The 12,326-nt window shown below is 61.4% G+C and carries 11 protein-coding genes; 7 read left to right on the plus strand and 4 right to left on the minus strand.

Features of this window, described 5'->3' with window-relative positions:
- Positions 1 to 32: 32 nt before the first annotated feature.
- Positions 33 to 1,178 (plus strand): molecular chaperone DnaJ, encoded by a 1,146-nt coding sequence (dnaJ, locus tag GA0061103_RS33875; RefSeq protein ID WP_092720277.1) that lies wholly within the window; start codon positions 33 to 35, stop codon positions 1,176 to 1,178.
- Positions 1,179 to 1,323: 145 nt separating this feature from the next.
- Here dnaJ and GA0061103_RS33880 read toward each other — a convergent pair whose 3' ends face one another.
- Positions 1,324 to 2,127 carry an APH(3'') family aminoglycoside O-phosphotransferase gene (locus GA0061103_RS33880; RefSeq protein ID WP_092720279.1) on the minus strand — a complete coding sequence of 268 codons (804 nt, stop codon included), beginning with the start codon at positions 2,125 to 2,127 and terminating at the stop codon, positions 1,324 to 1,326.
- A gap of 365 nt (positions 2,128 to 2,492) precedes the next feature.
- Here GA0061103_RS33880 and recF point away from each other — a divergent pair, with 365 nt between their 5' ends.
- Together recF and GA0061103_RS33890 are read left to right on the plus strand one after the other, a co-directional pair.
- On the plus strand, positions 2,493 to 3,620 hold the full coding sequence (gene recF, locus GA0061103_RS33885) for a DNA replication/repair protein RecF (protein WP_092720281.1): 1,128 nt from the start codon (positions 2,493 to 2,495) through the stop codon (positions 3,618 to 3,620).
- Positions 3,621 to 3,656: 36 nt separating this feature from the next.
- Entirely contained in the window at positions 3,657 to 4,427 is a 771-nt protein-coding gene (locus tag GA0061103_RS33890; RefSeq protein ID WP_092720283.1) for a molybdopterin-synthase adenylyltransferase MoeB, read from the plus strand.
- A 284-nt stretch (positions 4,428 to 4,711) separates the two neighbouring features.
- On the opposite strand, the gene murA is transcribed toward GA0061103_RS33890, so the two are convergent.
- Entirely contained in the window at positions 4,712 to 6,025 is a 1,314-nt protein-coding gene (gene murA / locus GA0061103_RS33895; RefSeq protein ID WP_092720285.1) for a UDP-N-acetylglucosamine 1-carboxyvinyltransferase, read from the minus strand.
- A gap of 142 nt (positions 6,026 to 6,167) precedes the next feature.
- Complete coding sequence (locus GA0061103_RS33900; protein WP_092720288.1) at positions 6,168 to 7,169, minus strand: 2-hydroxyacid dehydrogenase; 1,002 nt, start codon at positions 7,167 to 7,169, stop codon at positions 6,168 to 6,170.
- A gap of 192 nt (positions 7,170 to 7,361) precedes the next feature.
- Between GA0061103_RS33900 and GA0061103_RS33905 the strand changes: the two genes are divergently transcribed.
- A complete protein-coding gene (locus GA0061103_RS33905; RefSeq protein ID WP_092720290.1) occupies positions 7,362 to 7,901 on the plus strand; it encodes an SH3 domain-containing protein in 540 nt (179 codons plus the stop codon).
- A gap of 94 nt (positions 7,902 to 7,995) precedes the next feature.
- On the plus strand, positions 7,996 to 8,598 hold the full coding sequence (locus GA0061103_RS33910) for a cadmium resistance transporter (RefSeq protein ID WP_245304959.1): 603 nt from the start codon (positions 7,996 to 7,998) through the stop codon (positions 8,596 to 8,598).
- 82 nt (positions 8,599 to 8,680) lie between these two features.
- On the opposite strand, the gene GA0061103_RS33915 is transcribed toward GA0061103_RS33910, so the two are convergent.
- Positions 8,681 to 9,673 carry an adenosine kinase gene (locus GA0061103_RS33915; RefSeq protein ID WP_092720294.1) on the minus strand — a complete coding sequence of 331 codons (993 nt, stop codon included), beginning with the start codon at positions 9,671 to 9,673 and terminating at the stop codon, positions 8,681 to 8,683.
- Between the two features lie 398 nt (positions 9,674 to 10,071).
- On the opposite strand from GA0061103_RS33915, the gene GA0061103_RS33920 reads away from it, so the two are divergent.
- Both GA0061103_RS33920 and GA0061103_RS33925 read left to right on the plus strand, forming a co-directional pair.
- Positions 10,072 to 11,016 carry an AEC family transporter gene (locus GA0061103_RS33920; RefSeq protein ID WP_092720296.1) on the plus strand — a complete coding sequence of 315 codons (945 nt, stop codon included), beginning with the start codon at positions 10,072 to 10,074 and terminating at the stop codon, positions 11,014 to 11,016.
- Between the two features lie 120 nt (positions 11,017 to 11,136).
- A complete protein-coding gene (locus GA0061103_RS33925; protein WP_092720298.1) occupies positions 11,137 to 12,294 on the plus strand; it encodes a patatin-like phospholipase family protein in 1,158 nt (385 codons plus the stop codon).
- Positions 12,295 to 12,326: the final 32 nt, after the last annotated feature.

Below are 12,326 nucleotides of genomic sequence, written 5' to 3' on the forward strand. Positions count from 1 at the left end.
GGAAATCCATTTCCGGGGTTCTAATCCTTAATATGGCAAAAGCGGATTTTTACGAGACGTTGGGCGTCTCCAAGACGGCGGACGAGAAAGAGCTGAAGAGCGCCTTTCGCAAGCTGGCAATGCAATATCATCCGGACAAAAACCCGAATGACAGCAATGCCGAGCGGAAGTTCAAGGAAATCAACGAAGCCTACGAAACGCTCAAGGATCCGCAGAAGCGCGCAGCCTATGACCGCTACGGCCACGCCGCTTTCGAGCATGGTGGCATGGGTGGCGGTGGCGGCTTCGGAGCCGGTTTCGGCGGCGGCGGCTTCTCCGATATTTTCGAGGATATTTTCGGCGAGATGATGGGTGGCGGCCGCGCGCGCGGGCGTTCCTCCGGCGGTCGCGAACGCGGCGCCGATCTTCGTTACAACATGGAAATCTCGCTCGAGGAAGCCTTCAGTGGCAAGACGGCGCAGATTCGCGTGCCGACCTCGATCACCTGCGACGTCTGTTCCGGCTCAGGCGCCAAGCCCGGCACACAGCCGAAGACCTGCGGCACCTGTCAGGGTTCCGGCCGCGTCCGCGCCGCCCAGGGCTTCTTCTCCGTCGAGCGCACCTGCCCGACCTGTCACGGCCGCGGCCAGATCATTCCCGATCCCTGCACCAAGTGTCATGGCCAGGGCCGCGTGACCGAGGAGCGTTCGCTCTCCGTCAACATTCCCTCGGGCATCGAAGACGGCACGCGCATTCGCCTACAGGGCGAAGGCGAAGCAGGCCAGCGCGGCGGTCCTTCGGGCGATCTCTATATCTTCCTCTCCGTCAAACCGCATGAATTCTTCCAGCGAGATGGCGCCGATCTTTATTGCGCCGTGCCGATCTCGATGACGACGGCGGCACTCGGCGGCACCTTCGATGTGGCGACGCTCGACGGCACCAAGTCGCGCGTCACCGTTCCCGAGGGCACGCAGGTCGGCAAGCAGTTCCGCCTCAAGGGCAAGGGCATGCCGGTGCTGCGCTCCAGCCAGGTGGGCGATCTCTATATCCAGATCCAGATCGAGACGCCGCAGAAGCTGACTAAGCGCCAGCGCGAACTGCTGCAGGAATTCGAGCAGATCTCCTCGAAGGACAACAATCCCGAATCGACGGGCTTTTTCGCCCGCATGAAGGATTTCTTCGACACGTTCAGCGACTGATTCGCGAATCAGAAGTGTTTCACATGAATCCGGCCGATGATTCGGCCGGATTTTTTTGTTTTTGCAGGCGAATCACCCGCCCTCATGGTTCGAGACGACCCTGCGGACCTCCCCGCGATGCGGGCTAGTTTTGGCAATCCGCGAATCAGCCCCAGGTCAGCGGATCGAGGCGGAGATAGAAGGCGAGACGCGCGCGATCCGGTTCTGCGATCTCCAGGGTTTCGAACAGGATCGAAAAGGCCCTTTGCCCCTGTTCAGGCGTCGTCCAGTTTTCCTCGGCATTGGCGATCATCAGCGCGAGATCGACATAGCGATCGGCCTTGCCGACGCGGCCGAGATCGATCAGCCCGGTACATTGCAGGCTATGCGGATCGACCATGAAGTTGGGCATGCAGGCATCGCCATGGCAGAGAACCCTGTCGATGGCCTCCTGATCCAGCCGGACGGGCAGATCGCGCTCGACGCGATCAATCAGGTCGCAGGCGGGCCTATCCTGATCCTCCGGCGGCAGGAAATCCGGGTTCACCGCATCTCGCGCAACCACATCCACCGCCTTCGCAAACATCAGCGACAGGCTGCGATCAAAGGGGCATCGATCGACCGGAAGCTCGTGAAGAGCCTTCAGCTGTCGCACCATCGACGGCCAAGCCTTCAAAAGCGCATCTCCGTCCAGATCGACCGCCGGTATGCCGGGAATTGCAGTCATGACCAGGCAGGCCCCCTCCTCCACCTCACGCCAATCGAGGACTTCGGGCACGGCAATGCCCTTGCCTTGCAGCCAAAGCAGCCGGTCGCGCTCTCCGGTAAGGTCAGTCGACCGGGCTGACGACGCGATTTTCGCATAAGCGAGGCCATCTTCGCGGCGATAGACAAGATCGCCCGATTCGCCCGCCTTTACGCGCGTCCAACGGGCGTTCGTATGCGCGAGCAGTGTCTTTGCAAATTCCAATTGATGCCCCCTTTATCCCAAAACTTTCCCGAGCATAGCGATATAGGTAGTGCCGTGCGCTAATGCCAATATCGGCGGGAATTCAAGCAGATCTCTTCAAGAGACAAGGATGCCGAATGGCGGGCGAATCACCCGCCCTCGTGGTTCGAGACGGCCCATCGGGCCTCCTCACCATGAGGGCTAGTCTTCGCCGAATCAATTTCCTTGGGGCTGGATGCAAGACCTCACTCCACCCTCATCCTGAACCCGTCGAAGGACGAGGGTGGTCCTAGACGCCACCGACACCGCGATCCAGCGGCAAAATCCTTGCACTTGCGCAGGGTTCGGCATACCCCTCGGCCATCGATTGCGAATCTTAAGGACTCATGCCGAACAAGGTTTCCATCTCGCGCCTGAAGCTGACCGACTTCCGCAATTATGCGGCGGCGGCGCTGACGCTTGACGGGCGACACGTGGTGCTGACCGGCGACAATGGCGCGGGCAAAACCAATCTCATGGAAGCGGTTTCGCTGCTGTCGCCCGGTCGCGGCCTGCGTCGCGCCGCCTATGCCGATGTTACGAGAGTCAACGCAGCGGGAGGATTTTCGATCTTCGCCGAGCTTGAGGGCATGGAAGGCACCGTCGAGATCGGCACCGGCATCGATACGACCGACGAATCAGCTGCCCGCCGGCTGCGAATCAACGGCACGCCGGCCAAGACCGTCGACGAGCTGACCGATCATTTGCGCGTGCTCTGGCTGACCCCGGCGATGGATGGCTTGTTCACCGGTGGTTCTTCCGAGCGGCGCCGCTTTCTCGACCGGCTGGTACTCTCGCTCGATCCCGCCCATGGCCGTCGCGCCAGCGATTTCGAGCGCGCCATGCGCAGCCGCAACAAGCTGCTATCCGAAAGCCGATTCGATCCGTCCTGGCTTGCCGGCATCGAGGAACAGATGGCGAGCCTCGGCATTGCCATGGCGATCGCGCGGCAGGAAATGCTCGGCCTTCTCTCGCGGCTGATCGCCGAAACGCGCGAGACGACGCCATTTCCCTCGGCAGCCCTTGAGCTTTCCGGTTTCCTCGACGGACAGTTCGACCGGCCAGCCGTCGACCTGGAAGATACCTATGCCGATATGCTGCGCGAAGGGCGTTACCGCGACGCCGCTGCCGGACGTACGCTGGACGGGCCACACCGCGCCGATCTCCTCGTGCGCCACCGCGAGAAGGACATGGAGGCGGAACGCTGCTCGACGGGCGAACAGAAAGCCTTGCTCGTCGGCCTCATCCTCGCCCATGCGCGTCTGGTCGGCAACCTCACGGGCTATGCGCCGATCCTGCTGCTCGACGAGATCGCTGCCCACCTCGACGAAGGCCGGCGCGCGGCGCTTTTCGATCTCATCGACGGGCTTGGCGGCCAGGCCTTCATGACCGGCACCGACAAATCCATGTTCTCCGCCCTTGGCGAACGCGCCCAATTCTTTACCGTGGCGCATGGCGGCATTACGGAATCCTAGCGGCTCCTTCGCCGCGATTGTGATAGAGTTGCGCCCATGGATCCTTTGAACTCAGACGAAATCGCCCGCTATCACCGCCATATCCTCCTGCCGGAGGTGGGCGGCGCCGGTCAGCAACGATTGAAAGCGGCGCGCGTGCTTGTCATCGGCGCCGGCGGCCTTGGTGCGCCGGTGCTGCAATATCTCGCCGCTGCCGGCGTCGGCACGCTCGGCATTGCCGATGACGACCGCGTTTCGCTGTCCAACCTGCAGCGGCAGGTGATTCACGATACTGGCACCATCGGCGAGATGAAGACGCAGAGCGCGGCCGATGCCATTGCGCGGCTAAACCCGCATGTGCGGGTCATCCGCTTCGAGGAGCGGTTCAGCCTTGAGACAGCAGCGCGGCACCTTGCCGGTTTCGATCTCGTCATCGACGGCTCTGACAATTTTGACACGCGCTACGCCGCCGCCGATGCGACAGAAGCCGCCCATCTGCCGCTGGTGACTGGTGCCGTCGGGCGATTCGATGGGTCCGTCACGACGTTGAAGCCCTATGAAAGCGATGCGGACGGCAACCTCAATCCGCGCTATCGCGATCTCTTCCCGGCACCGCCGCCGGAGGGTCTCATCCCCAGCTGCGCGGAAGCCGGCATCATCGGCGCGCTGACGGGTGTCATCGGCACGCTGATGGCGATGGAGGCGATCAAGCTCATCACAGGCATCGGAGAACCGCTGATCGGCCGACTGCTGCTCTATGACGGGCTTTCGGCGCGATTCGAGACTGTGCGCTACAAGCGCAAGAAAGTGCGTATTGCTGCGGAGTGATACACCTCTATCGGTGGCCCTCACCCGCCCTCGTGGTTCGAGACGGCCCTTCGGGCCTCCTCACCATGAGGGGCTAGCCTTCTTGTTCCGGCGCTAAGGAGAGCTACCTCCTCGCTTCGCCGCCAGTGAGTGGCATCGGCATCGAAGTCCGGGGCCTCTCCACCTTACCCTGAGGTGCGGAGGCTCCTGAGCTTGTCGAAGGGCCGAAGCCTCGAAGGGCGAGGTGGCCCCTTGGCCTGCAAATGCAACAAAGCCGACCACAGCTACCGATCCTCTAAAAAGGATCACGCCTCGCGTGGCGGGATGCGGGTGATGCGGGCACCCATGGCGTTCAGCCGTTCCTCGATGCGCTCATAGCCGCGCTCGATCTGCTGGGCATTGTTGATGACGCTCGTGCCTTCGGCGCACATGGCAGCGATCAGCATCGCCATGCCGGCGCGAATGTCAGGGCTTTCGAGCTGAGCGGCGCGCAGCTTCGACGGGCCAGCGACGATGGCGCGATGCGGGTCGCACAACACGATGCGGGCGCCCATGGCTATCAGTTTGTCGACGAAGAACATGCGGCTTTCGAACATTTTCTCGAACATCAGCACAACGCCATCGCATTGCGAGGCGGTGACGATGGCGATCGACATGGTGTCAGCCGGAAAGGCAGGCCAGGGCTGATCCTCGATCTTCGGAATATGACCGCCGAAATCGGGCTGGATCTTCATTTCCTGACCGGAGCGGATGATGAGATCGTCGCCATCGATCTGACAGCGGATGCCCAGGCGCTCGAAGGTCATCAGCGTGGAACGGAGATGCTCGACCCCCGCACGGCGAATGGTGATTTCCGAGCCGGTGACGGCGGCAAGGCCGATCAGCGAGCCAACTTCATTGTGGTCCGGGCCGATGCGATGCGACGCGCCGCCGAGCCGCTGACCACCATGGATGGTCATCATATTGGTGCCGACGCCCTCGATTCGAGCGCCCATGGCTATCAGGAACCGCGCCAAATCCTGAACATGTGGCTCGGAGGCGCAATTGCGCAGGATCGTCGTCCCCTCGGCGAAGACGGCAGCACAAAGCGCATTTTCCGTTGCCGTCACCGAAGGTTCATCAAGGAAGACGTCGGCGCCGCGCAAGCCTTCCGTGCGGAAGCTGTAGACGCTGTTGACCTCGATTTTCGTGCCGAGCTGCTCCAACGCCAGGAAATGCGTATCGACCCGCCGGCGGCCGATGACATCGCCGCCGGGCGGCGGCAGGGTGATCTCGCCACAGCGCGCCAGCATCGGACCGGCAAGCAGAATGGAAGCACGAATGCGGGCACAGAGATCGGGATCGAGGTTGGCAGGACGCAGCTCGCGCGCCTCGATCTCAAGCTCATTGCGGCCAAGCCAGCGTACCTTCGCACCGACCGACTGGATCAGCTCCACCAGTGCTTCGACATCGCGGATGCGCGGCACGTTGCTCAGCTCGACGCGTTGATCGGTCAGAAGCGACGCGGCGATGATCGGCAATGCGGCGTTCTTGTTGCCGCTCGGTTCGATCTCGCCCGACAGCTTGAAGCCGCCCTCGACCACATATTGAATCCGCTCATGCGGCAGCGCACGCGCCATTGTTTCCGCCCTTCCTGATTTGTGTTTGTGGTCACCTCTGGGCCGGCTTTGTGACATGCACATGACCGGCGAGTGGGAAGTGCGATCAAATTTGCAGCCGAATATTCAGCCGCGTTTCGGCGGGCGAATCAGCGGGCTTCGATCACCGAAACGGCAGCACGCGATTGGGCGGACGATGACCGTCGATGAAGGTGCGGATGTTGATGATGACCTTGTCGCCCATGTCGATGCGGCCCTCGAGCGTGGCCGAACTCATATGCGGCAGGATCACCACCTTGCCCTCGTTGGCGAGCTTTACCAGCTTCGGATTGACCGCCGGTTCGTTCTCGAACACGTCGAGGCCGGCGCCGGCAATCTTGCCCTCGCGCAGGATCTTGATCAGCGCCGTCTCGTCGATGACGTCGCCGCGCGCCGTGTTGACGATGTAGCTCGTCGGCTGCAGCAGCGCGAGACGCCGGGCCGAGATCAGATGATAGGTGGCCGGGGTCGACGGGCAATTGACAGAGACGATATCGACACGGGCGAGCATCTGGTCGAGGCTGTCCCAATAGGTCGCCTCCAGCTCGTCCTCGGTCGCCGGGTTGACTCGTTTGCGATTGTGATAGTGGATCGAGAGGCCGAAGGCCTTGGCGCGGCGGGCAACTGCGGTGCCAATCCGCCCCATGCCGACGATGCCGATTCGCTTGCCGTGAATGCGGCGACCAAGCATCCAGGTGGGCGACCATCCGGCCCAATCGCCGGGATTGTCTGTGAGAACGCGCGCACCTTCCGCCAGCCGCCGCGGGACGGCGAGGATCAGCGCCATCGTCATGTCGGCCGTGTCTTCGGTCAGCACGTTGGGCGTGTTCGTCACAGTGATGCCGCGACGGGCAGCAGCCTCGACATCGATATGATCGGTGCCGTTGGAGAAGCTGGCGATCAGCTTCATCTGCGGGCCGGCTTCCTCGATGATCTCGGCGTCGATGCGGTCGGTGACCGTCGGCACCAGCACATCGACATCACGAACGGCCTGGATCAACTCGTCCTTCGTGCGCGGGCGATCATCGATGTTGAGCTCGGCATCGAAGAGCTCGCGCATGCGCGTCTCCACCGCATCAGGCAGTTTGCGCGTGACGTAGACCTTCGGTTTTTTCTTCGTCGTCATGGCGAGCGGCGATGCCTTGTTCAGATGTTCTTAACCAAGAAGCGGGATAATTTTCCCGTTCCGGGCATTTCTACCAGACCCGCAGGCGAAGACAAATAAAACTCGCTGACGCGATCCGAGGATTTGCCGCTTACCGGAGCGAAAGGTCGCCGGAACGGCGCGCCTTTGTCATGACGAACGAACGGAAATCCCATGCGTGGCAACGTCTTGAAGTCCTGCGCCATTTTCGCAATCGGCCTGATGATGGCTGCTGCGTCAGCCGATCTTGCCGCCGCCCAGGCCGCCAAGGGGCCGAGCGGCCTGCCGCTGCCGCGCTTCGTCACGCTGAAGTCGAAGCGGGTCAACCTGCGCATCGGCCCGAGCGCTGATTACGCCGTGTCGTGGCTCTATCTCAAGCAGGGCCTGCCGGTCGAAATCATCCAGGAATATGATAATTGGCGGCGCGTGCGCGATGCCGACGGCACGGAGGGCTGGGTCAACCAGTCGCTGCTGTCCGGCCAGCGTTCGGCGATCGCCGCTCCCTGGATGAAGGGCAAGGGCAAAGCCGTTTTCGTCAACATGCGCCGCGAATCCCAACCATCCGCGGCCGTCATCGCCAAGCTTCAGCCCGGCGTGATGATGACCATCAAGGAATGCACCGGCGACTGGTGCCTCGCGAGTGCCGACGGCACCGAGGGATGGGTCGCGCAATCCGAGATCTGGGGCGCTTACCCCGGCGAGGCCTTCAAGTAACGACCGCTCGCTTGGCGCCGAACGCAGCCATGCGACTTTCGCGGCGTAATGCTATATCCGGCATAAGAAACGGAGACCGGTTATCTTGGGGTATGTGCTCGGCGTTCTCGGCGTTGCAATCGCTACGTTCACATCAACGAACATAGACGATATTTTCGTGCTGCTCGGCTTCTTTGCCGATCCGAAGTTCCGATTGAGGCAGATCATTGTCGGTCAATATCTCGGTATCGGCGTTCTTTACGGCGTCAGCGCCATCGCTTCATTGCTCGCTCTCGTCATTCCGGCCACCTATATCGGCTTGCTCGGCTTTGCACCAATCTACTTCGGCCTGAGGAGGTTGTGGGAGCTCTGGAACGGCGTCGAGACCGACGACAATCCGGAAGATCACACCAAAGCGTCGGCTGGGCATGGAAACATCATGGCGGTCACGTTGGTGACGATCGCCAATGGCGGCGACAACATCAGCGTCTATACACCTCTCTTTGCCACGCGCTCCGCCTATGAGGTGCTGACCATCGGCTGTATCTTCGCTGTGCTGACGGCAATCTGGCTTGTTACCGCGCACTCTCTCGTCAATCATCCGACAATCGGCGCCCCGATCAGGCGCCACGGACACAGGATCGTGCCGTTCGTTCTGATCGCGCTCGGTATTCTGATCCTGTATGAGGCCGAGACGATATCGCTCTTCTGGCGTTAGTGGAGGCAGCCAACATCAAAAGCAAAAGCCGCCCGACGCTGTGCGACGGGCGGCTTTTGCGATCATCAACAATGATTCCCACTCAGAGCAGACCGAATTCCTTCCCGGCGTCCGAGAGTGACCGCATCGGCCGTGGGCCGATCTGTTCGATGACTATGGCCGCGGCGAGGTTACCGAGCCTGGCGCAATCCTCCAGGCCGCGGCCCTGCGTATAGCCGAACAGGAAGCCGGCGGCGAAGAGATCGCCGGCGCCAGTCGTATCGACTCGCTCCTCGATCGGATGGGCATCGACGACATAGCGCTCGTTGCCGCGCACGATCACGGCGCCGTCCTTGCCCGTCGTCACGGCGGCGATCTTGCAATCAGCAGATATCAGCTTCAATGCCTTGTCAAAATCATCGGTCTCGTAGAGCGACAAAGCTTCATCGCGATTGGCAAAGACGATATCGACGGTGCCGGAGCGCATGAGATCGAGGAACTCGTCGCGGTAGCGACCGACGCAGAAGCTGTCGGAGAGCGTCATCGACATTTCCCGGCCATTGGCATGGGCTATGCGGGCGCATTCGCGGATAGCTTCCTTGGCGCGCGGCGGATCCCAGAGATAGCCTTCGAAATAGGTCACCTTGGCATCGGCAACGACCTCTTCCTCGACGTCTTCGGGGCCAAGTTCGACGCAGGCGCCGAGATAGGTGTTCATGGAGCGCTCGCCATCCTCGGTGACGAAGATCATCGAACGGGCGGTTGGCGGAAAAGTGCCCTTCGCCTTGGTTTCGTAATGCACGCCCTGGGCGCGAATATCGTGCGCGAAGATCTCTCCGAGCTGGTCTTCGGCGACCTTGCCGAAATAGGCTGCCCTGCCGCCGAAATTCGCGACACCCGCAGCCGTGTTGCCAGCGCTGCCGCCAGAGGCTTCCAGCGCCGGTCCCATGCGCGAATAAAGAAGCTCGGCGCGCTCGGCGTCGATGAGGTTCATCGCGGCCTTGGTGATCTTGTTGTCGATCAGGAACTGATCATTGCAACGGGCGATAATGTCGACGATGGCATTGCCAACGGTCAGTACATCGAAGCGAGTCATCTATAGGAAGGTCCCGGATACTGGTGATAGCCGGTATCCGGTATTATCGGTTTTTCTGAAGTTTGGAAGAAAAATCGGCACCGGCGCGGCGAAGTTAATTGCATTCAGTCATTTGCCTGTCACTTTCTATCTTTAAATGCTTATCAAGCGGCTGGGATGGGAAGCTCGAAAGACTTCCAAGCCAGTCTGGGAAGGAATGATGCCTTCCGCCTCACCGGTACGCGGGCCGACCACGGATGAACTGGCGGCATGTGCACCGGGGGGATTTTCCGGCGAGGCCGGACACACAAGCGGGCTAAGCCCGCTTTTTTGTTTTTTGTGGGTTCTCACGCGTCGGTGAACTGCTACAACTTCTGGATCACCCTCCAGAGTCACGCTTTTTCACGACCCCGCCCGGCATGTCCGAAATCCTCACCGATGTTCTTCCGGTCTTCCTGCTCATTCTCGTCGGCTGGGTGATCGTTCGCACCGGCCTATTGAAGGCCGAGGTCGGCGAGGCGATGAGCGAGTTCGTCTTCAAGATCGCAGTGCCGCTCTTGCTGTTCCAGACCATAGCGGAGGCCGACTTTCGCGGCGCATCGCCGTTTCGGCTCTGGATCGCCTATTTCTCCGGCGTCGCCATCACCTGGACCGCCGGCCATATCGTGGCGACGCGGTTTTTCGGGCGGGATGCGCGCATCGGCGTGCTGGCCGGCGTTTCCTCGGCCTTCGCCAACACGATCTTCATCGGCCTGCCGTTGGTCGGGCGCACGGTCGGGCCAGATGGCGTCATGGCGATGTCGATCCTGATCGCCGTGCACCTGCCGACGATGATGATCGCCGGCACGCTGCTGATGGAACAGGCCGAGCGCAAGGAGAATGCCGGCGCCGGCCGCAGCACCATCGAACTGCTACAGCAGGTCGGCAGCAATCTCGTCCGCAATCCTCTCGTCATTGGGCTTTTCTGCGGTCTTGTCGTCCATCTGACCAGCCTTCCCATCCCTGCGACGCTCGGTACCGCTATTGACAGCATTGCCAATATCGCCGGCCCGGCGGCGCTGATCTCGCTCGGCATGGCACTGCGCCAATACGGAATGTCAGGCAATCTCGGCATTACCAGCGTGATTGCCTCCTTCAAACTGTTCCTTCTGCCAGCCTGCGTGCTGGCAGCCGGCCATCTCCTTGGTCTTAGCCCGGAATGGCGCGCCGCGCTCGTGCTGACTGCCGCAGTTCCTACAGGTGTGAACGCCTGGCTGATTGCCAATCGCTTCGGGGTCGGTCACAGTCTCGCCGCCTCGACGATTACCTTGACGACAGCGCTCGGGGCGTTCTCGGTGTCGCTTTGGGCCTATCTGCTCGGATAGCTGGGCTCGAACCCACCGACAATAACGGCATCTCTCCGCTTTCGGAGAGGCACGCAGGAAAATGGTCATATATTTTGCGCATCCCGGCCTTCCCACCCGGAGCGCAGCAAAGGATGGCACATGAATATTGCAGCTCCAGTCACCAATCCCGCATCAGCCTATTCGCAGAAAGTCTTCGTGCTTCAAGGCGGCGGCGCGCTCGGCTCGTATCAGGCGGGTGCCTTCCAGGCGCTCAGAGAACAGAATATCGAGCCGGACTGGATCGCCGGCATCTCGATCGGCGCGATCAACGCCTCGATCATGGCCGGCAACGTGCCCGGCGAACGGCTTGAGGCACTGCGTTCCTTTTGGAACAAGGTGACCGTACATCTCCCCGTCGATTTGCTGATGGAAGATCGGCGCGAGACCAACCCCTTCTATCGCTCGGTCAGCAGCTGGTGGGTGTCGACCTTCGGCGTACCCGGCTTCTTTTCCCCTTGGCAGATTCCGTCCTGGCTCCAGACGCGCGGTTCGGCGGGCGCGACCAGCATCTACGACACCGGGCAATTGCGCCAGACGCTGCTCGACCACGTCGATTTTGACCGAATTAACCACGGCCCGGTGCGCCTGAGCCTCGGTGCCGTCAATGTCCGCACCGGCAATTTCGCCTTCTTCGATAACAAGGACATCAAGATCGCGCCGGAACATGTGATGGCGAGCGGCGCCTTGCCGCCTGGTTTTCCCGCAGTCAAGATCGGCAACGAGCACTACTGGGACGGCGGCCTGGTCTCGAACACGCCCCTGACCTACGTGCTGCGCAACGGCGCCGCGATCGATACGGTCGTCTTCCAGGTCGACCTTTTCAGCGCCGTCGGGCCGCTGCCGCAGGATCTGGAAGAAGTGGAGGAACGGCGCAAGGACATCACCTATTCCAGCCGCACCCGACTCAATACCGACCTCTTTCTCGAGCGCCACCGCCTGCGGCGCGCCATCTCCGATCTTTACGCACGACTTCCCGAAGAGGCCAAGGCCGATCCGGAAATCAAGAAGCTGGAGCAGCATTGCTCCGACTATGGCGTGACGATCATCCACCTGATCTATCGCAACAAGCAGTTCCGCTCGCATTCCAAGGACTACGAGTTTTCGGCGCTGTCGATGCACGAGCATTGGGAGGCCGGCTTGCGCGATGCGCGAAAGGCGCTGATCGCCGAGGATTGGCGCATGCCGCCGAGCGCCGAGGACGGATTGAAGGTCTTCGACCTCGATCAGCGGACGCGTTCACGCCGTCACGCGATCTAACGGATGAAACACGAAAACCCGGCCATGACGGC

This window comes from Martinezella multihospitum, assembly GCF_900094585.1.
Lineage (GTDB): Bacteria > Pseudomonadota > Alphaproteobacteria > Rhizobiales > Rhizobiaceae > Rhizobium > Rhizobium multihospitium.